We start from the raw sequence: 18,113 nt of genomic DNA, 5'->3' as shown, positions 1-18,113 counted from the left end.
GGTTTTTTATTACTGCACTACGGTCAGTGCGAAACGCGACTGGTACCGTCTACAGTCATGATGCGCACTCGGTCGCCAACACGGAAGATTTCGTTCTCCTGCACGGCCTGCACATAGGCGCGCATGCTGCCATCATCTTCACGAACGGTAATTTCGACACCTTGGGTACGGGTCAAGCCTTCTTCTGCTGCGGAACCCGCCAAGCCACCGGCCACGGCACCGATCACGGCAGCCACGATGCTGCCACGGCCACCGCCCACGGCGCTGCCGGCTACACCGCCCACGATGGCACCAGCACCGCCGCCAATCGGGGTCTTGGTGCCCTCGATCTTGACCGGACGCAGGGATTCGATGGTGCCCATACGCACGGTTTGCACGCGGCGGGCTTCGTCACGGGAGTAGCTGTCACCGGTCAGGCTCGAGGCACAGCCCCCCAGCAGCAGCGACATGGTGGTAAAGGTCGCCACCAGCAAAGCGGATTTACGCATGGGTAAAGTCTCCATAAGTCAGGTGCTCATTAGACGCTGCACATTGACGGCTGTCACGGTACAAACGTAATAAAATTGTTTTCATTCAGCCGGGGTACAGCCTGCCGGGCTGTGTCGAAGGCCTTTCAAGTGAGACCAAGAATAGCCATGGATTACTTCATCGTCGTGGTCACCACCGTTGCGGGACTGTATTTCCACTGGTGGTTGTATGTGCGCATGCGCCGCTGGATGGACCGCGACCTGGCGTTGTCGCTGGCAGGGGCCGATCCTGAAAAACGCGCGTTCATGCTGGAAAGGTTGGCGCAGGCGCGGCAGGAGAAGGTGGGGCGTAAGCAACTGGCGGGGTGGTTGGAGCGCGAGGCGGCAGGTTATCCGGGGTAGCTTGATCAATGGCTGGGGCCGCTTGGCGGCCCCAGTTGCTCAGGGCGCCAGCCGCTCTCGCAGCCACTGCCCGTCCACCAGCCGATAGTTCAAACGATCATGCAGACGACTTGCCCGCCCCTGCCAGAACTCGATGCGCTCGGGCAACAAACGGTATCCCCCCCAATGCTCAGGGCAGTGCGGCTGGGTGTCGGAGAAACGCGCTTCGGTGGCCTTTACCAGGCCCTCCAGCTCTTCACGCCCGGCAATCACGCGGCTCTGTGGCGAAGCCCAGGCCCCCAGGCGACTGCCCAACGGGCGTACCTGGTAGTAGGCATCCGACTCCTGCGCCGTGACCTTCTGCACCCGGCCCTCGATGCGCACCTGACGCTCCAGCGCCGGCCAGAAGAAGGTCATTGCCGCAAAGGGGTTGGCTTGCAGTTGCTGGCCCTTGGCGCTGTCATAGTTAGTGAAGAAGGTGAAACCCTGCTCGTCGAGCCCCTTCAACAGCAATACACGGCAATGCGGGCGACCTTCGCCGTCCACGGTGGCCAAGGTCATGGCGTTGGCTTCTACCGGCACCTGCTCGGTTTTCACCGCATCGGCGAACCACTGGTGGAACAGGGCGAACGGCTCCCCTGGTGCCTGGTCTTCGGCCAGGCCATCACGGGTGTAGTCGCGGCGCATATCGGCCAGGGATTGGGTCATTACTGCGGTTCCTTGACGATCAGTTGGTCTTCGCAGGGCTGTTGGCAGCTACTTTCTTGTCAACGGCAGCTTTCTTGGCGGCAGGCTTGGCCGGCGCAGCTTTTTTCTTGGCTGCAGTCTTCGCAGGCGTTTTGGCCTTGGCTACAGGTTTCTTCGCCGCAGCCTTGACGGCAGGTTTGCCACCAGCGGCCTTGGCAGCTGGTGCCTTGGCATCCTGCACCGCCACCATCGAGGCCGGGGCGGGTGCCGGGGCGGCCTGCTGGTATTTGGCCAGCAGCGCGACCATGGTGTTTTGCGGGGTCAGCAACATTTCCACGCGGCGGTTCAGGGCGCGGCCCTCGGCGCTGTCGTTGGCAGCGCGCGGCATCACCGAACCCATGCCCTTGAGGGTCAGGCGGTCACGCTGCAGGCCGCTGAGGCGGAAGATGGCCGATACCGAAGCGGCGCGCTCCAGGCTGAGCTTCTGGTTGGCAACGGCGGCGCCGCTGCTGTCGGCATGGCCCAGTACCAGCACGGCAGTCTTGGGGTCGCCTTCGACAGTCTTGGCAACGCGGGTAATCGGGCCCAGGGACATGGGCAGCAACATGTTCGGGCGATCAGGATTGTACGAGCTGTCCACCGGCAGGGTTACCGCCAGCACGTTGTCACGACGCTCCAGCTCCAGCTTGCTGTCCTTGATCGCTTCGCGCAGCTTGGGCTCGTATTCGTCCAGCCAGGCCTGCGTGGCCTTCTGATCGATCTTCGGTACCACCGGCCCCTTGGCTTGCTTGTCGTCACCGCCAAACGGCCACCACCAGCGGCTGGAGCTTTCCGATTTGGCATCGGCTTTGGCCACGTTTTCAGTGACGGCTGACTTCACTTCCTGCTCGGCAACCTTGTCCGAACCGAAAGGCCACCAGCTGGAGCCACCTTCCTTGGAGCCGTCCGGGGAGTGACTGGCGCAGCCGGTAACGGCGGTCAGGCACAGGGCGAGTGCTAAGGTTTTATGTGAAGACATCAGCGATACACCATGAAATAGAAAGATATTTTGCCTACGAACTTCAGGCGTTGGCATTGAGAATAGTCAAAGGGGTGTGGCAATACCCGCATTACCCGATCAAAGGCAACTGGCAAGGACGCGTACCAGTTTCTGGGCGCGTGGGTCCATCAGCACATAAGGGCCGAGGGTATTGACCACAAAACCGAAGGCCACATCGTACTCCGGGTCGGCAAAACCGACCGAACCACCGGCACCAGGGTGGCCAAAGGCGCGGGCGCCGAGACCAAAGGTGGCATTGGCCACATCGGGCTGGTCGAGCATGCAGCCCAGGCCGAAACGGGTCTGGGTGAGCAAGGTACGGTCCTGGCCAAGGCTATGCTCGCGGGTCAGCTCATCGAGCAGTTCGGATTCAAGCAGGCTGCCGTCCAGCAGCCCGGCATAGAACCCCGCCAGGCTGCGTGCGTTGCCATGGCCATTGGCCGCTGGCTGCTGCATGCGTCGCCATTCCGGTTTGTTGGTGCTGGTCAGTATCGCGGGCGGGTTGGTAAAGGCACGGGTCGACAGCGCCTCAGGCTCGCGCATGGTCACCTGCAGCAAGCGTTGCGCTGCACTGTCTCCAGCATTGCCCTTGCCACGGGCGATATGCGCCACGCGGTGGAACTCCTCGTCGGCCAGGCCAACATGGAAATCCAGGCCCAATGGGCGGGCGGTGCGGGCCACGATCGAGTCGCCAGGGCCACGGCCGTCGGCACGGCGAATCAGCTCGCCGATCAGCCAGCCAAAGGTGATGGCGGCGTAGCCGTGTTCTGTGCCTGGCGTCCACCACGGAGTCTCGGCTGCCAGGGCATCGACCATGATCTGCCAGTCATACAAGGCTTCAGCCGGCAGCAGCTCACGAATGGCCGGCAAGCCGGCACGGTGGCTGAGCAGCTGACGCAAGGTGATCGACTGCTTACCCGCCTGGGCGAACTCGGGCCAGTAGTTGGCCACCGGGGCATCGAGGGCCAGCTTGCCCTCGCCGACCAACTGCAGGGCGGTAACGGCCGCGAAGGTCTTGGTGCAGGAGAACAGGTTGGCGATGGTATCGCTGTGCCAGGCCTGCTGGCCGTCCTTGTCGGCACTGCCGGCCCACAGGTCAACGACGGTTTCGCCACCCACCTGGATGCACAGCGCGGCGCCACGCTCCTGGGGATCATCGAACAGTGCGGCAAAAGCTTCGCGCACAGCTTCGAACTTCAGCTCATAGTGACCCTGGATCTGCACCCGCTGCTCTCCGTACGACCATATCCAAAAAGGTGTGCATTGTTTCAGTAGTTGGGTGTTTTGCAAACAGGCTTGGGCCAAGTGGTCGCGACACAAGGCCGCTCTCACCTGGGTTGACTGCATCCGCCTGATCTCAGGGGGCCGGTTTTTCCAGCTCGGCACGCAGTTGGTTCATGGTTTGCAGATTGCTTTTGCGCACGGCATCGACAAACCCTGGATAGGGCATATCGGTAATCGCCACCAGCCCGAGGTGGCCGTTCTCACCATCGAGCAGGCGACCGCTGGCCGGTTGGTCGAGGTACTGGAACCAGTGCGCGCCAACGATCATCGGCTGCGCCATGGCGGCCTTGAGGAAGTTTGCGTAGGCCGGGCCGCGATCCTCTTCCCGCGCCAGCTCCAATGGCCCCGGCCAGAACGGCCCGCGATCACGCGAGCCGAACTGGAACTCGGACACCAGCACCGGCTTGTCCAGCTCTGCCAGGCGGGCAAAGTCGTAGCCGTCCTGCGGCTTGAGGGTATAGAAGTTGAAGCTCAGTACATCGCAGAACTCGGCACAGGCCTTGACCGCCTCCGGTGTACTGACCGCATAGCGGCCACCCAGGAGCATGTGATTGGGCGCATGCCATTTCAACGAATCGGAAATGGTCTTGAAGTAGGTCTCGGCAAATACCCGCTGGAAGTGCTGGTAGTCACGTTCGATTTCCGGGTGCTCCGGGTCAGGCAACGGCGCCTCGAAGCCAGGATCTTCCATGAGTTCCCAGGCGGTCAGTTCGATGCCCCAGGCCTTGGACAACCCTTCCTGGTTGCGATACTTGTCGCGCAACTGCTTGAGGAATGCGCGTTTGGCTGGCACGTCGGTGGTCAGGCGCAAGGTGCCGTAGGCCAGGCCATAACGGCTCTTGGGGTCGCTTCCAGGGGCGGCCCAGGCCAGTTCGTTATCGGCGAAGTAGCCGATGAGCCAAGGGTCGTCACGGTGATCACGAGCGGCGATGGCCACGGCACGCTCGGTGGCCATGGCAAAACGCGGGTCGAACGGGTCGGGCATGCGGCCCCACCAGTCCATGCCAGTGCTGATGCTGGCGTAGTCGCCTACGATCGACAGCGGCAAGGTATACGGCATGCGTCTGGCTTGGCCAAGCGCCGGCTCGCTCCAGTTGCCAACGGTGTTGAACCCCCAGGCCTGAAGGCGATCAAGCGCATGCGCCTGCCAGCGGTCGGCATCCAGCACCGGCGGCGCGCAATCGGCTGGCTGGCCCTCCACTGCGGGCCGGCAGGGTTTGCCATAGGTACGCTGCAGGTTGGCGGCGTAGAAGTCGAACCAGCGCCCCTGCTTGAAATTGCGCCCTTGCGACGAGGCATTGCCATCGTCGTTGTTGCTTTCGCCATAGAAAGCGGCCAGTGCATCGCCCTCAGCGGGCAAGGCCTTGAACATGCCTTCGCGCCCGGCGACATAGGTACGCCCGCCGTCTGCCGCCACGGCGTTCACCCCCAGGGAATAGAACGGGTGCCCATCCGGCGTTACCAGGTACCAGCGGCCATCACGCTTTTCAGTGCGAAAGAAACCCTTGGCTGCAAAGGCCGGCCCACCCACCAGACCACCGTAGGCGTCCAGTTTCTGCTTGCCGCGCTCTGCCAACCAGCCCTTGAGCTGTTGCTGTTCACGGGTATCGGCCGCCTTGAGCTGCTCGTCACTGGATACCTTCTCGGGCCAGTTACCGCGAGTCGACTGGCCATAAGCATCAATCAGCTCGTGGTAGGCCGCCCTGTACGCCTGGTCGTCATCCTGGATACCGACACGCTCGATCAGCAGGCTCTGCGCCACCTTGGGGCTGGGGATGCTCAGGCTGACCGAGGTCACCTGCTTGAGGTCGACTGCTCCGGCGCTGCTGGTCAAAAGGAGGCGCTGACCACCATGGTTCCAGGGCATCGGCGGGCCGGCGCGCATGCCCTGGTCCAGCGGCGAACTGGCCGTCAGGGGCACCATCACGGTTTGCGCGGGGCCAGCGGGCAGGTCGATACGGCTGGTCAAGACGCGGCCATCGCTGCCTTGCACTGTGACATACACGGTCAATGCCCAATCCATGGCACTTTGCAGGCGCAAGGTCAGGAACTGCCCGGCGGACCAGTCCCACACCCCGCTCTGCGGGCTCAGGCGCAGGGTCGGCTGCTGGGCCGGGTTGAACACCACACGCCGCAACACCTCGCCCTCGGCCGTTTGTTCCGCGTTGTACTGCGGCATGCTGGCATCCACCGTCGCCACATTGACCACCGAAGCCGGGCGCACGAAGCTGAACAGCGTTTGCTGCCCGGCCAGCAAGGGCGAACTGCACAACAAGGCGAATACGGCGGGCAGGGTGCGGCGGATCATAAGGCTGAGGCTCTCCTTCAGGACCCTGATGGGCCCAAGACGAGTAATGGACAATGCGCCGGCGCAAGTGCTCCGGCGATCAGGAAATTTCCCGCCGGAACGGCGGCAGCGCATTGAGAATAGCCTTGCCGTAGCGCTGCGTGACCAAGCGCCGGTCAAGCAAGGTGATAACGCCGCGATCCTGCTCGGTACGCAGAAGGCGGCCGCAGGCCTGGATCAGCTTCAACGAGGCGTCAGGCACGGCAATTTCCATGAACGGGTTGCCGCCACGTGCCTCGATCCACTCGGCCAGCGCAGCTTCGACCGGGTCGTCGGGCACAGCAAAGGGAATCTTGGCGATGACCACGTGCTCGCAATACGCGCCCGGCAGGTCGACACCCTCGGCAAAGCTGGCCAGGCCGAACAGCACGCTGTGCTGGCCATCGTCGACCCGCGCCTTGTGCTTGTTCAGGGTTTCCTGCTTTGAAAGGTTGCCCTGGATGAGCACCAGCTTGCGCCAGTCACGGTCCAGACCGTCAAACACATCCTGCATCTGCTTGCGTGACGAGAACAACACCAGCGCGCCACGGGCATCTTCGACGATGTTCGGCAGTTCGCGGATGATCGCCGCGGTGTGCGCTGCTGCATCGCGTGGGTCGGCCTGCAGGTCGGGGACCCGCAACAGGCCGGCATCGCCATGCACGAACGGGCTGGGCACCACGCAGGTGACTGCGTCGCGCGGCAACCCCGAACGCATGCGAAAACGGTCGAACTTGCCCAGCGCGGTCAATGTCGCCGAGGTCACCAGCGCGCCGTGGGCCACGCTCCACAGGCTGCGCCGCAGCATATCGGCGGCGAGGATGGGGCTGGCGTTGACTTCGATGTCGAACAGCGCGCCACTTTCGGCCAAGGTCAGCCAGCGCGCCATGGGCGGGCTGTCTTCCGGGTCTTCGGCGGTGAAGGCCGTCCACAGCTCCCAGTTGCCCTGGGCACGGGTGACCAGGCTGCCGAACAGCGGATACCACTCTTCGGCCTGATGGCTGGCGATGCCGATATTGACCTCGCCGTCCATGCCTTCCTTGAGCAGGTCAGCCAGGCGGGTGAACAAATCGTTGAGGCGGGCAAAGCCCTTTTTCAGTTCGATGCCCACTTCACGAATCTGCTCCGGCACCACCCCACCCTCGAAACGGTAACGCGGGCGCTCACGGCCTTCGGTGTCCTCGCTGGGACGGAAGTCAGCCACCTGTTCACAAAGGGTGAACATGAACTGCTGCTGGGTGCGTACTTCTCGTGCCAGCTCCGGCACCTGCTCGATGTACTTGCCCAGGTCGCCAGGCAGCGGATGCTGGGCCAGCAATTTGGTCAGGTTCTTGGCGGTCTGCTCCAGCCAGTCGGCGGTGGAACGCAGCCGCGAATAATGGGCGAAATGGCCGATCGCCTTGTCTGGCAGATGATGGCCTTCGTCGAACACGTACATGGTATCGCGCGGGTCAGGTAACACCGCACCGCCACCCAGGGCCAGGTCGGCCAGAACCATGTCGTGGTTGGTGACGATCACATCGACCTTGCCCATGCCTTCGCGGGCCTTGTAGAACACGCACTGCTGGAAGTTGGGGCAGTGGCGGCCGGTGCACTGGCTGTGGTCGGTGGTCAGCCGTGCCCAGTCCTGGTCTTCCAGGGCCTCTGGCCAGCTGTCACGGTCACCGTCCCAGCGGTTGCCGGCAAGCTTCTCGATCATGCTGTTGAACAGCTTCTGGCTGCGCTCGTCGACTTCGATGCGGAAGCCTTCTTCCTCGAACAACTGGGCCGTGGCTGACTGGGCGTGGCCTTCCTGCAACAGGATGTCGAGCTTGGACAGGCACAGATAGCGGCCACGGCCCTTGGCCAGGGCGAAGCTGAAGTTGAGGCCGCTGCTGCGCATCAGGTCGGGCAGGTCCTTGAAGACGATCTGTTCCTGCAGGGCCACGGTGGCCGTGGCGATCACCAGGCGTTTGCCGGCGGCCTTGGCCGCCGGGATGGCAGCCAGGCTGTAGGCTACCGTCTTGCCGGTACCGGTGCCCGCTTCCACGGCCACCACGGCAGGCTCGCCAGCGCGGCGGCCTTCATCGTCGCAGGCAATGTCGCCAAGCACCTTGGCCACTTCGGCGATCATCAGGCGCTGGCCATAGCGCGGCTTGAGGCTCTTGGCTTCGAGAAAACGCGAATAGGCGCCCTGGATAGTGGCTTTGAGTTCGTTGCTGATCATGGTCTGCAGGCGCCCGAAGGGCTGGATATATTTTCAGTGTTTCACATGGGGCGGCTATCATACCCCGCTATTGCCCTTTCTGCCGCATGGAGATCCGAATGCTCGCCTTTGCCCTGCCCTACACCCTGCATGTTCTGGCCGCACTCGTATGGGTCGGCGGCATGTTCTTCGCCTGGCTGGTGCTGCGCCCGGCAACGGTTGCAGCCCTTGAAGGGCCTGCCCGCCTGCGCTTGTGGGTGGAAGTTTTCCGACGCTTCTTCGGCTGGGTCTGGCTGGCGGTGGCGATTTTGGCGATAAGTGGTATCGGCATGTTGCACATGCGCTTCAGCGGTTTCGAGACGGCGCCCAGATACGTGCACGTGATGATCGGTGGCGGGATCGCCATGTTTGCCTTGTTCATGCGCATTCAGGCGTTGCTGCTGCCGGAATTGAAGGCAGCGGTGCAGGCCGAGGACTGGCCGACGGGTGCGGCGGTACTGGGGCGCATTCGGCGGATGGTGGGGGTCAATCTGCTGCTGGGGCTGGCCGTCGTTGCGGTGGCCAGTTCGCGACTGGTGATCTGACAGGCGTTGCGTGCAAACAGCAGTGAAGCAGGAGCCACGATGGATGGCACCGGCGTTGCCAGTGTTCGCGGGCAAGCCCGCTCCTGCAAGGGATCGCAGCGAGAGACGCTGCAAGATCAGTTCACCCGCGGCGCCTCCCGCGGACGAGGAATGGACATGACATGGAAGATTCCCGTCAACAGGATTTGCAAACGGTCAAACCAACGGTGACTGCGCCCGCGCAGGCTGCGATTGAAGAACAGCACTTCAAGCAGGTGCAGGCCAAACAAGACGATGCCTGCGGCATTGATCAGCAGATTGAAGGGCAAGGGTTGTGGCATCAGCTGATTGAACAGCACCACCCCCCAGAAAGCGACCGTCAGGACCTTGCCCAGGCCCAGGATGAACTTCATACCACGCCCCTATAGATGGTTGCCATGTCGAGGTGGCCTGATCGAGCAAACCGTGCGAACAACATTAACGGCAATGCCCAGGCAGGCGCCAGCAACACTCAGTTGAGGTGCAGCTCCACCCGTCGGTTGCGCGCGCGGCCCTCCTCGGTTTCGTTGTCGGTAACCGGTTCGCTTTCCCCACGGCCCTGGCTGGTGACCTTGCCCATCTCCAGACCCTGGCCGATCAGGTACTCGGCAACGCTGCTGGCGCGGCGTTCGGAAAGTGCCTGGTTGTAGCTGTCGGAGCCCACACTGTCGGTGTGCCCGATCACACGAACCTTGGCCACCGTCGGTGAATTGAGCTTCTCCACGAGGCCTTGCAGGCGTTGCTGGGCCGCCGGCGTCAGTTCGGCGGAGTCGAAGGCGAACATCACCGCGCCGTTGTCATCGAGGGTGATCACCTCTGGCGAGGGTTCGGGTGCACTGGCAGGTGGCGCGGCCGGGTACTGTTTCAGTGGGCAGCCCATGTGGTCAACCGCCGTGTTGGCCGGGGTCTCGGGGCAGTGATCGCGCCGGTCGAAAATGCCGTCACCATCTTCGTCACCGTCCTGGGCGTAACAAATCAGCCCGCCGGCAATGGCGCCCAAGGCGCCACCACCGGCGGCCCAGGAAGAACTCTCGATGGCACCAAGGCCACCACCGACCAAGCCGCCCAGCAGGCTGCAGATGGGCCAGGTCCTTTGATTGAGGGGCGCGCTGCCATCGCTGTGCGTAGCGCAGCCCGTGAGCAGGCTGGCAGCCACCAACAGCGGCAAAGCCGCCTTCGACGTCACACTCATGCTGAATGCTCCTGTGTCATTGGCCACAAACGGCTGGCCGGCATGAAGACGCGCCCGTGCCACTGCTCGAGGCACGGGCGCCTGCCGTCTTACCGCTGGATCTTGATCTCGGTACGACGGTTCATGGCACGCCCTTCGGCCGTGGCGTTGTCTGCCACCGGCTGGGTTTCACCCGCGCCGACCACCGAAACGAAGCTGCTGCGCGGTACACCGCTCTCGACCAGGTAATCGGTCACCGAATGGGCACGGCGCTCGGACAGTTTCTGGTTGTAGCTGTCGGAACCGACGCTGTCGGTATGGCCGCTGACGCTAAGGCGGGCAGAGGGCGCTTCCTGCTTCAGGCGCGTGGCAATGGTATTGAGGCGCTCTTTGTCACTGGCCGTCAGGCGCGCAGAATCGAACTCGAAGTGCACATCGCGGATGACAATGACTTCTTCCTTCTGCACCACCACTTCTTCGACCACCGCAACCGGCTCAGGCGGGCATCCGTTGGCATCGACCTGCACACCACGCGGGGTGCCAGGGCACTTGTCACGGCTGTCTGGCACGCCGTCACCATCCTCGTCGCCATCGCCATGGGCCCAGCAATAGCCCGCCGCCAGGCCACCGCCCAGCAACGCACCCCAGCCAGCCCAGCTGGAGCTTTCGATGGCGCCCAGGGCGGCGCCGCCTACACCCCCGACGGCGGCACATTTCGGCCAGTCGGTTTTTTGCAAACCTGCACAACCAGTCAACACACTGGTGAGCAGTACCAGGGGTAACGCTGTGCGTACTATGCTCATTTCATTGCTTCTCCTAGGGGGAATCGGCATAAGGCCGATCTCTGGGAGTAAAGACCGCGCATTCCAACCCTGCCAGCAATAAGCTACGACACGGTCACATGCCTCTTTGCCCGCACGCCGCAGCCCGCTAGTCTTGGATGACTTGAACGAGGAATGGCAATGACCGAAGGTTTCTCCAAACGCACCCCGCAACAGGCCCTGGCAGCCCTGCTCGAGCGCTTCACTCCACAACGGCTGCTGCTGGTAGGTACGCGCTTTCCGGCGCTGGACGCCTTCGCCCAGGCACACCCCCAGGTCACCATCAACACCGCCGCCCCTGGCCCGCTGCCGGCCGAACTGGCCGCCAAGCGCTTTGACCTGGCGGTACTGGTGGACTGCCTGGAACACTTGCCCAAGCGCACCGGCCTGGAGCTGCTCGGCGGTATTCGCAACCTCAATGCCAGCCGGGTTGCAGTGCTGGCCGACCTGGCTGCCTGCGGCTGGCAGGACACCGACTTTTTCGCCCTGGCCATGTCGGCCAGCGAGAAATTCTGCCGTGACCAACAGGTTTTGAGCCTGTTCACCTATGATCTACATGACTATAAGCAGGTCCCGGACTGGCTCAATGCCAGGTTCTGGGCCAACCCTGAAAACTTCGGCAAGTACTGGTGGTGATGATGAGTGTCTCGGTCTGCCCTTGTGGCAGTGGCAACCTGCTTGACGCCTGCTGCGGGCATTACCATGCCGGTACCCCGGCACCGGATGCCCAGGCCCTGATGCGCTCACGCTACAGTGCCTACGTGCTGGGCCTGGTCGACTACCTGGTAGCCACCACCCTACCAGCCCAGCAAGCCGGCCTGGACCGTGCTGCCATGGCCGACTGGAGTGCACAGAGCACCTGGCTGGGCCTGGAGGTGGAAAGCGCAGAAGTGCTGGGCGGCCAACCCGAGCACAGCTTCGTCACCTTCACCGCGCGCTGGCACGACCAAGACGGCGATCATCAGCACCGCGAACGCTCGGCCTTCGTCCAGCATGCCGGTCGCTGGTACTTCATCGACCCAACGGTCGGGCTGAAGGCCGGGCGCAACGACCCCTGCCCCTGCGCCAGCGGGCACAAATTCAAGAAATGCTGCGCCAGCTACGTAGGGAGCTGAACATGATCAAGCGCACCCGTCTGCTACTGCTCGGTGCGCTGCTGGCATGGCTGACGGGCTGTGCCAGTTGGGGCGAGGACTGGCGCGAGCCCGAAGTGCATCTGGTCGAGGTCGAAACGGTCAAGGCCAGGTTGCTGGAACAGGAGTTCGTCTTGCACCTGCGGGTCGACAACCCCAATGACAGCCGCCTGTTCATTCGCAACGTGTCGTATGCAATACGCCTCAATGACCTGCTACTGGTGCAGGATGAAGCCAGCGTATGGCGCAGCGTGGGCGGGCATGCACGGCGCACTTTCAAGATCACCGCACGAACCAACCTGTGGCAGCACCTGAAGCCACTGGCCAAGCTGCTCAGAAGCAAGCAGCCGCTGCGTTACTCCCTGCAGGGCGAACTGGCGACCGGGTTGCTCATCCATCGGGACCTGCACATCTCGCGCAGTGGTGAGATAATCCCCGACGATTACATACCGGAGTGACCCTGCAATGTCCCAACAACCCCACGTTCATGGCCCTGACTGCAACCATGGCCATGATCACCACCACGACCACGGCCATGTACACGGCCCGCACTGCAACCACGGCCACCAGGAGCCGGTACGCAACGCCCTGAAGGACGTTGGCCGTAACGACCCGTGCCCGTGCGGTAGCGAGAAGAAGTACAAGAAGTGCCACGGCGCCTGATCGACTGACGCGATAAAAATCTGAGAGATGGCTCGAACACTGTGGGAGCGGGCGCGCCCGCGAACACGGGCGAAGCCCGTGCCATCCACCGCGTCGCCTGCTTCGCGGGCTTGCCCGCTCCCACAGTTTCCGTGCCAGCCTCTGGATCATGAGCCTGACACAGGTGGCTACGCGGCCTTTCGCCGGTTTGCCCCCAACAGGTCCTGGTACCAGAGGCCGGCATCATAGGCGATGGTCACCAGGGTGGTCTCGACATACCGCGGGTGCTGGGCCATGCGCTGGGCAACTGCCAGGCAGGCAGCGGCTGTATTACCGACGAAAATGCCACTCTGCATGTAGAACCAGCGCTGTGCGGCCAGCATTTCTGCATGTTGCACCTGGGCCCGCTCGTCCACCAGCGACCAGTCCATGAACGGCGGGCAAACGCCCACGGCCATGCCTTCAAAACGATGGTCGGCGAACACGCCAGCCCTCGAATCGCAGCCATTGGGATCGACCAGTACCGTCGACACGTCGAAGCCATGGTCCTTCAGCCCCAGGGTGATACCCGTGAAACTGGCGCCAGTACCCGCACAGCCCACGAACAGGATCTGCCGCCCTGCCCCGGCGTTGGTCAGTTGCACGGCCAGTTCACTGGCGGTCTGATAACGATGGGCTTCGATGCCCACCGGGTTGTTGAACTGGTCGGTGTAGAAGTATGACTTGCCCAGCGCGGCCTGGTTATCCAGGTGATGCATCACCACGTCCTTGGGTGTGGCACCGGCCATCAGCATTTCCTTGCCGATCAGTCGGGCACCGAAACACTCCAGCAGATCCCGCTTGGTCTGGCTGAAGCTCAGCCCCACCGCCAGCTCTACGGCGACCTGGTACTTGTGGCAGGCCGCCAGCAAGCCAAAGCCGAAGCTGCCACCGGTTTTTTCGATGACGGTCGTCACCCCGGGAATGATCTCACCCTTGCGCACGGCATGTTCGACGATCCGCCGCGCCGCCCGATATTTGTGGCTACCGCCCGGGTTGTTCATTTCCAGCTTGGTGTAGATACGATCGCTGACACTTATGAGCTCGCTCATTTGCGGCTACCTTCCATTGAAGTTTGCAGGCCGACCTTGTTCTGCAGCAGGCCGGCAGTGGCAACCAGCAGCCCCAGGCAGAGGACCATGCAGATGGCGTTGGTACCGTCCCAGCCGACCGAGCTGAGCAACAGCGAAGGGCTGAATGCGCCGAGGGTGGCAAAAATGGCAATGGCCAAGTCGTTCTTGCCCTGCATCTGCATCGCTGCCGGGCTGTTCTGCAGCGACTGGGCCAGCAAGGCACCTCCGCCTACGTAAGTGAGGTTCCAGCCCAGCCCGAGGGCAATCAGTGCCAGGGTCATCATGGCGTAGCTGTGCGACCAGATATTCATCGCCGAGCAACCGATCAACAGGGCCAGGCCCGCGCAAATGGTGGTCTTGATACCCAGCCGCTGGATGATGGCGCCGGTGAAGAACGACGGGGCAAACATGGCAATCACATGCCACTGGATCGCCAGACGGACGTCAGTGAAGTCCTCGTGCATGTGTTTCATGTGCATCGAGGCCTGGATCATCAGCAGGTTCATGATCCCGTAGCCCAGGGCAGCGACAGCCATTGCCACAACCACGCTCGGGCCTGCCGGCTCGGCACGGACACTGGCCGGCTTTGCTGCGCTGTTGACCGCTCTGGCCATACCGGCATCGTTGGGCAGGCACAGCGCAATCAACAATGAAAGCAACGCCAGGCCGACAAACGCGGCATAACACAGCGAAAACAGTGGGTAGCCACCCACGTCACGCAGCCACTCGGTAAGCGTCGGCCCGACGACAGCCGCGATGACCCCGCCCGCCACGACCAGCGAAAGCGCCTTGGGCTTCAAGGCCTGGGAAAGATTGTCGGTTGCCGCGAACCGGTTGAAGTTGGCGAACGCGATGTACACACCCAATGCAGAGTGGCTGAGGACCAGCGTTGGAAAATGCTGGTGCTCCACCGCCAGAAAGCCGCTGACGCCAGACAGCGCCAGGGGAATCGCGCCCAGCATGAACGCCTTTTTACGGCCGATACGGCTCATCAGCCTGGAGACCGGATAAGTTGCCAGCATCAGGCACAGAAACTGGAACCCGTACGGCACCGTGGACCATGCGGCATCAGGCGCCAGCGCAGCCCCGACAATGGCCGCCATCGTCACCGACATCACGGCAGTCGTCAGGTTGATCGACTGTGCCGTGAAGTACAGGTACGTGCGCCGCGGTAACGTGCTGTTCATAATGCGTGCTCGTGATAAGTGGACAGGTCGATTTCGGCCTCGGGGAACACGCAGATCAGCCGTTCCTTGCCTTTACCCAGGCGTTTGCGCTTGACGCCAAGGCGCCCGATGCGCCTAGGTGAATCGAGGTGCGTGCCACCGCACGGGATTTCGATGCCGTTGTAGGTCCACAAACGCGCGTCTTCCAGGCCTTGAACCGCGTAGTGCTCGATGGGCGCATCGCAGCCGATCAGTTCATTCGCCCGTCGTTCTATTTCAAGTACGTCTTCAGCCGTGAACGCGTCCTCGACCAGGAAGTCGAAACGTGCCGTGTCCTCCTTGATATGGCAGCCGATAGTCCATTGCTTCAATTCTTCACGCAGCCCGATGGCGGCGGCATACAGGAAGTGGCTGGCACTGTGAGACAACGTCAGCCGTTCGCGCCGTTCGATATCGATAGTGACGCGGGCCGGCATGCCTACGGTGACTTCATCCAGCAAGTGCAAATCATCAGGGTGCAGGCTGTGAATAATGATGCCGCCCAGTTTTCCACCTTTGAAACCTTCCAGGCGAATAGGGCTACCGTAGAGTTTTTTAACCCAGACGAATCGCACGGTACCCACCGGTAATTCAATGGTGCCGAAGTCCGCTTCCTGGCCGCCCCCTTCTGGATAGGCCACCGTACTCAGCAACTCGATGCCGTCACTGTGCACCCGCGCTACTTGCGTATTCGCGCCCGCCAAATACTGGTCTTTGTAATACAGTTTCTCGGTATTTCTTAAAACTTCGTAGTTCAGAGCGTTCATGATTCCAATACCACCTGCAATGATGTTTTAACCTGTACCCGGGCAGCGGCCGGGACGTCTTTGGTAACAATGCAGCCCGGCCCGATAAACGCACCGTCACCGACATGAATTGCGCCCAGCACACTGGCGAAAGCGCCGATCTGCACCCGGTTACCCAACGTCGGATGCCTGGGGCTCGAGGGGTTGTCACTGATACCGCGGGCGCCCAGGGTTACGCCGCCAAGCACGTAGCAATCGTCACCAATGGTCGACGTTTCACCAATGACGGTGCCCATGCCGTGATCGATGATGAAGCGCGCACCAATGCGGCTGCGGAAATGGATCTCCGCCCCCGAAAGCATTTTTCCGCGCCTGGAGATCATGGCGGCCAGGCATTGACCGCCGGCGCCGTAGGTCGCGGCGCTATTGTTGTAAATCCAATGGGCAAGCCGATAATGCAAAACCGCAGAATAAGAGGTGTAGGTTTTTGCAATGAATACCAGGTCGCGGCCGGCAGCCGGATCTTTCATGGCAAATGCCTGTAAATCGGCATGTGCCTGTTCAGTCACAGTTTCTATGATCGGTGTTTCTTTCAGTGCTTCGAACTCGACGATTGAACAACACTCCAATAAAGCCGAGGTCACAAGATTCTTTACAACTTTGAATGACTCCAGTTCGTCAGGGACAGGAAGCCTGGCAATGACGGCTGATTGCATGTCCATTGGGTGCATGGGCTTGATATCCAGTTGTCTGGTCTGCACAGACGCTAAAAGTGCCGCCTTTGTTGGCAGCCGAAAGTTCCGACACAGGGATATTGGCATGTGCTGGCCATTTGCAAACGAACAGTCGACAAGCATTTCCGTTAACTGTTAGGCTTTTTTTTCTAACGGTTTCGGACCTGCCATGATCCCCTGCAGCCTTCATCACCTTTTGAAACAACGCCTGGATGCAGGCGAGTGGTTGCCCGGGCAACGCATGCCCTCCATCCGCAAGCTGACCGCTGCAGTGGACTTCAGTTACCACGACGTCGTGTCGGCCTACGCCCAGCTGGTCAGCGAAGGTGTGTTGACGGCATCACCCGGGCGAGGCTACTTCGTGGCAAACCGCGCCCGGCAAACCAGCGTGATTCACGAACCCGAATGCATGGCCGGCGACCCGCTGTTCCGGCTGCTGCAGGGCGGCCAGCACTTCACCAAGCTGGGCAGCGGCTGGCTGCCCCCAGCGTGGCGCGACACCGAACTGCTGGCCAAGGCGATTCGTCGCACGGCGCGGCTGGAGCAGAGCTCGCTGGCAGAGTACGGCGACATCCAGGGATACCTGCCCATGCGCAAACAGCTGTGCGTGCACATGAAACGGCTAACCCGTGTCGAAGTCCGCCCCAACCAGTTGCTGACCACACTGGGGGCCACGCAAGGCCTGGACCTGGTTGCACGGTTGCTGATCAAACCGGGCGACCACGTGTTCGTCGACGAGCCGGGCAACGGCAACCTGATCAAGCTGATCCAACTGGCTGGCGGACACGTCGTCGGCATTCGGCGGACCCAGGACGGGCCGGACGTGGAAGAAATGAGAAGCCACCTGGCCAGGCACAAGGTCAAGGCGTTTTTCTGCAACAGCACCTTCCACAACCCGACCGGCAGCAACATCAGCCCGCACAACGCCTTCAGCGTCCTGCGCCTGGCGGTGGAGCACGAGTTCTTCGTGGTCGAGGACGACGTTTATGGGGACTTCAGCCCTGCTGTGCGCCAGACCTTTGCCGAGCTGGACAACCTTGACCGGGTTATCTACATCGGCAGCTTCTCCAAATGCCTGTCGGCCTCGCTGCGCGTGGGGTTCATTGCCTGCTCGCAAGACCTGATCGAGCCGCTCACACGCCTTAAACTGCTGACCTGCGTCGCTGTCCCCGCGTTTTGCGAACGCTTCGTCAACACCATATTGTCGGATGGCACGTATGCCCGGCACATGAAAGACGTGCAGCAGCGCCTGATCCGCCAGCAAGTGCAAACCCAACGCTTGCTGCTCGAGCGCGGCTGGCAGTTCGACATTGCACCGCAAGGGGGTATGTTCCTCTGGGTATACCACCCGGACCTGCCCGACCTGCAACCTTTCGTGCGTAAACTGGAGCAACACAAGATCCTGCTGATGCCCGGCTCTGCATTCGCGGTGAGCCGTGACTACCAACGCTACACGCGCATCAATTGCACGCATTTTTCCGACGCCTTGGCCGAGCACTTCGAGGTTTGACCCGGCGCAATCAAATAAACCGACCTGGGACCTTGCACGGCGCCTGCGCGCTTACTACCTTAGCGCCT

20 protein-coding genes are annotated in these 18,113 nt (G+C 62.1%); 7 read left to right on the top strand and 13 right to left on the bottom strand.

Annotation, left to right across the window (positions count from 1 at the left end):
* Nucleotides 1–23 precede the first annotated feature (23 nt).
* Complete coding sequence (locus LU682_RS05950; protein ID WP_009684613.1) at nt 24–488, bottom strand: outer membrane lipoprotein; 465 nt, start codon at nt 486–488, stop codon at nt 24–26.
* A gap of 147 nt (nt 489–635) precedes the next feature.
* On the opposite strand from LU682_RS05950, the gene LU682_RS05945 reads away from it, so the two are divergent.
* The gene (locus LU682_RS05945) at nt 636–869 is read left to right on the top strand and encodes a hypothetical protein (protein WP_014860076.1); all 234 of its coding nucleotides are present in this window, start codon (nt 636–638) and stop codon (nt 867–869) included.
* A gap of 39 nt (nt 870–908) precedes the next feature.
* Here LU682_RS05945 and pdxH read toward each other — a convergent pair whose 3' ends face one another.
* From pdxH to dinG, 5 genes are all read right to left on the bottom strand, one after another.
* Nucleotides 909–1,556, bottom strand: a complete 648-nt coding sequence (gene pdxH / locus LU682_RS05940; RefSeq protein ID WP_010952290.1) for a pyridoxamine 5'-phosphate oxidase — start codon at nt 1,554–1,556, stop codon at nt 909–911.
* Nucleotides 1,557–1,575: 19 nt separating this feature from the next.
* Nucleotides 1,576–2,553 (bottom strand): OmpA family protein, encoded by a 978-nt coding sequence (locus tag LU682_RS05935; RefSeq protein WP_049588531.1) that lies wholly within the window; start codon nt 2,551–2,553, stop codon nt 1,576–1,578.
* A 99-nt stretch (nt 2,554–2,652) separates the two neighbouring features.
* The gene (locus tag LU682_RS05930; RefSeq protein ID WP_010952288.1) at nt 2,653–3,798 is read right to left on the bottom strand and encodes an EstA family serine hydrolase; all 1,146 of its coding nucleotides are present in this window, start codon (nt 3,796–3,798) and stop codon (nt 2,653–2,655) included.
* A 133-nt stretch (nt 3,799–3,931) separates the two neighbouring features.
* Nucleotides 3,932–6,166: a beta-galactosidase gene (locus LU682_RS05925; RefSeq protein ID WP_060489330.1), complete on the bottom strand. Its 2,235-nt coding sequence runs from the start codon at nt 6,164–6,166 to the stop codon at nt 3,932–3,934.
* Nucleotides 6,167–6,245: 79 nt separating this feature from the next.
* Nucleotides 6,246–8,390: an ATP-dependent DNA helicase DinG gene (gene dinG, locus LU682_RS05920; protein WP_003254889.1), complete on the bottom strand. Its 2,145-nt coding sequence runs from the start codon at nt 8,388–8,390 to the stop codon at nt 6,246–6,248.
* A gap of 98 nt (nt 8,391–8,488) precedes the next feature.
* Here dinG and LU682_RS05915 point away from each other — a divergent pair, with 98 nt between their 5' ends.
* A complete protein-coding gene (locus LU682_RS05915) occupies nt 8,489–8,953 on the top strand; it encodes a CopD family protein (protein ID WP_010952286.1) in 465 nt (154 codons plus the stop codon).
* A gap of 116 nt (nt 8,954–9,069) precedes the next feature.
* Here LU682_RS05915 and LU682_RS05910 read toward each other — a convergent pair whose 3' ends face one another.
* The 3 genes from LU682_RS05910 to LU682_RS05900 form a co-directional block, all read right to left on the bottom strand.
* Entirely contained in the window at nt 9,070–9,345 is a 276-nt protein-coding gene (locus LU682_RS05910) for a DUF1145 domain-containing protein (protein WP_003254892.1), read from the bottom strand.
* Between the two features lie 98 nt (nt 9,346–9,443).
* Nucleotides 9,444–10,163: a PA1041 family peptidoglycan-binding anchor lipoprotein gene (locus LU682_RS05905; protein WP_049588526.1), complete on the bottom strand. Its 720-nt coding sequence runs from the start codon at nt 10,161–10,163 to the stop codon at nt 9,444–9,446.
* Between the two features lie 89 nt (nt 10,164–10,252).
* The gene (locus LU682_RS05900; RefSeq protein WP_010952284.1) at nt 10,253–10,945 is read right to left on the bottom strand and encodes a PA1041 family peptidoglycan-binding anchor lipoprotein; all 693 of its coding nucleotides are present in this window, start codon (nt 10,943–10,945) and stop codon (nt 10,253–10,255) included.
* A gap of 159 nt (nt 10,946–11,104) precedes the next feature.
* On the opposite strand from LU682_RS05900, the gene LU682_RS05895 reads away from it, so the two are divergent.
* The 4 genes from LU682_RS05895 to LU682_RS05880 are packed head-to-tail and all read left to right on the top strand — an operon-like array spanning nt 11,105 to nt 12,759.
* Nucleotides 11,105–11,599: a DUF6231 family protein gene (locus tag LU682_RS05895; RefSeq protein ID WP_010952283.1), complete on the top strand. Its 495-nt coding sequence runs from the start codon at nt 11,105–11,107 to the stop codon at nt 11,597–11,599.
* 2 nt (nt 11,600–11,601) lie between these two features.
* Nucleotides 11,602–12,078 (top strand): YchJ family protein, encoded by a 477-nt coding sequence (locus tag LU682_RS05890; protein WP_029615445.1) that lies wholly within the window; start codon nt 11,602–11,604, stop codon nt 12,076–12,078.
* A gap of 2 nt (nt 12,079–12,080) precedes the next feature.
* A complete protein-coding gene (locus LU682_RS05885; RefSeq protein WP_020191309.1) occupies nt 12,081–12,554 on the top strand; it encodes an LEA/WHy family protein in 474 nt (157 codons plus the stop codon).
* A gap of 7 nt (nt 12,555–12,561) precedes the next feature.
* Nucleotides 12,562–12,759, top strand: a complete 198-nt coding sequence (locus LU682_RS05880; RefSeq protein WP_060489328.1) for an SEC-C metal-binding domain-containing protein — start codon at nt 12,562–12,564, stop codon at nt 12,757–12,759.
* A gap of 167 nt (nt 12,760–12,926) precedes the next feature.
* On the opposite strand, the gene LU682_RS05875 is transcribed toward LU682_RS05880, so the two are convergent.
* Genes LU682_RS05875 through LU682_RS05860 form a run of 4 tightly spaced genes read right to left on the bottom strand, consistent with a single transcriptional unit; the run spans nt 12,927 to nt 16,532 of the window.
* Nucleotides 12,927–13,829 carry a pyridoxal-phosphate dependent enzyme gene (locus tag LU682_RS05875; RefSeq protein ID WP_010952276.1) on the bottom strand — a complete coding sequence of 301 codons (903 nt, stop codon included), beginning with the start codon at nt 13,827–13,829 and terminating at the stop codon, nt 12,927–12,929.
* On the bottom strand, nt 13,826–15,037 hold the full coding sequence (locus LU682_RS05870) for an MFS transporter (RefSeq protein ID WP_010952275.1): 1,212 nt from the start codon (nt 15,035–15,037) through the stop codon (nt 13,826–13,828). Before LU682_RS05870 ends, LU682_RS05875 begins: the two co-directional genes overlap by 4 nt.
* Nucleotides 15,034–15,822 (bottom strand): alanyl-tRNA editing protein, encoded by a 789-nt coding sequence (locus LU682_RS05865; RefSeq protein ID WP_010952274.1) that lies wholly within the window; start codon nt 15,820–15,822, stop codon nt 15,034–15,036. Before LU682_RS05865 ends, LU682_RS05870 begins: the two co-directional genes overlap by 4 nt.
* A complete protein-coding gene (locus tag LU682_RS05860) occupies nt 15,819–16,532 on the bottom strand; it encodes a serine O-acetyltransferase (RefSeq protein WP_172835037.1) in 714 nt (237 codons plus the stop codon). Before LU682_RS05860 ends, LU682_RS05865 begins: the two co-directional genes overlap by 4 nt.
* A 172-nt stretch (nt 16,533–16,704) precedes the next feature.
* On the opposite strand from LU682_RS05860, the gene LU682_RS05855 reads away from it, so the two are divergent.
* Entirely contained in the window at nt 16,705–18,045 is a 1,341-nt protein-coding gene (locus LU682_RS05855) for an aminotransferase-like domain-containing protein (protein ID WP_010952272.1), read from the top strand.
* The last annotated feature ends 68 nt before the right edge of the window (nt 18,046–18,113 follow it).

The sequence above is a fragment of the Pseudomonas alloputida genome (assembly GCF_021283545.2).
Classification (GTDB): Bacteria; Pseudomonadota; Gammaproteobacteria; order Pseudomonadales; family Pseudomonadaceae; genus Aquipseudomonas; species Aquipseudomonas alloputida.
Note: the sequence above shows the minus strand (reverse complement) of the source record. Positions and strands in the feature narration are given on the sequence as shown.

What these genes read in the sequence shown, in the direction of transcription:
- LU682_RS05950 (WP_009684613.1), bottom strand. Translation starts at nt 488, where the DNA reads ATGCGTAAATCCGCTTTGCTGGTGGCGACCTTTACCACCATGTCGCTG.
- LU682_RS05945 (WP_014860076.1), top strand. Translation starts at nt 636, where the DNA reads ATGGATTACTTCATCGTCGTGGTCACCACCGTTGCGGGACTGTATTTC.
- pdxH (WP_010952290.1), bottom strand. Translation starts at nt 1,556, where the DNA reads ATGACCCAATCCCTGGCCGATATGCGCCGCGACTACACCCGTGATGGC.
- LU682_RS05935 (WP_049588531.1), bottom strand. Translation starts at nt 2,553, where the DNA reads ATGTCTTCACATAAAACCTTAGCACTCGCCCTGTGCCTGACCGCCGTT.
- LU682_RS05925 (WP_060489330.1), bottom strand. Translation starts at nt 6,166, where the DNA reads ATGATCCGCCGCACCCTGCCCGCCGTATTCGCCTTGTTGTGCAGTTCG.
- dinG (WP_003254889.1), bottom strand. Translation starts at nt 8,390, where the DNA reads ATGATCAGCAACGAACTCAAAGCCACTATCCAGGGCGCCTATTCGCGT.
- LU682_RS05915 (WP_010952286.1), top strand. Translation starts at nt 8,489, where the DNA reads ATGCTCGCCTTTGCCCTGCCCTACACCCTGCATGTTCTGGCCGCACTC.
- LU682_RS05910 (WP_003254892.1), bottom strand. Translation starts at nt 9,345, where the DNA reads ATGAAGTTCATCCTGGGCCTGGGCAAGGTCCTGACGGTCGCTTTCTGG.
- LU682_RS05905 (WP_049588526.1), bottom strand. Translation starts at nt 10,163, where the DNA reads ATGAGTGTGACGTCGAAGGCGGCTTTGCCGCTGTTGGTGGCTGCCAGC.
- LU682_RS05900 (WP_010952284.1), bottom strand. Translation starts at nt 10,945, where the DNA reads ATGAGCATAGTACGCACAGCGTTACCCCTGGTACTGCTCACCAGTGTG.
- LU682_RS05895 (WP_010952283.1), top strand. Translation starts at nt 11,105, where the DNA reads ATGACCGAAGGTTTCTCCAAACGCACCCCGCAACAGGCCCTGGCAGCC.
- LU682_RS05890 (WP_029615445.1), top strand. Translation starts at nt 11,602, where the DNA reads ATGAGTGTCTCGGTCTGCCCTTGTGGCAGTGGCAACCTGCTTGACGCC.
- LU682_RS05885 (WP_020191309.1), top strand. Translation starts at nt 12,081, where the DNA reads ATGATCAAGCGCACCCGTCTGCTACTGCTCGGTGCGCTGCTGGCATGG.
- LU682_RS05880 (WP_060489328.1), top strand. Translation starts at nt 12,562, where the DNA reads ATGTCCCAACAACCCCACGTTCATGGCCCTGACTGCAACCATGGCCAT.
- LU682_RS05875 (WP_010952276.1), bottom strand. Translation starts at nt 13,829, where the DNA reads ATGAGCGAGCTCATAAGTGTCAGCGATCGTATCTACACCAAGCTGGAA.
- LU682_RS05870 (WP_010952275.1), bottom strand. Translation starts at nt 15,037, where the DNA reads ATGAACAGCACGTTACCGCGGCGCACGTACCTGTACTTCACGGCACAG.
- LU682_RS05865 (WP_010952274.1), bottom strand. Translation starts at nt 15,822, where the DNA reads ATGAACGCTCTGAACTACGAAGTTTTAAGAAATACCGAGAAACTGTAT.
- LU682_RS05860 (WP_172835037.1), bottom strand. Translation starts at nt 16,532, where the DNA reads ATGCACCCAATGGACATGCAATCAGCCGTCATTGCCAGGCTTCCTGTC.
- LU682_RS05855 (WP_010952272.1), top strand. Translation starts at nt 16,705, where the DNA reads ATGATCCCCTGCAGCCTTCATCACCTTTTGAAACAACGCCTGGATGCA.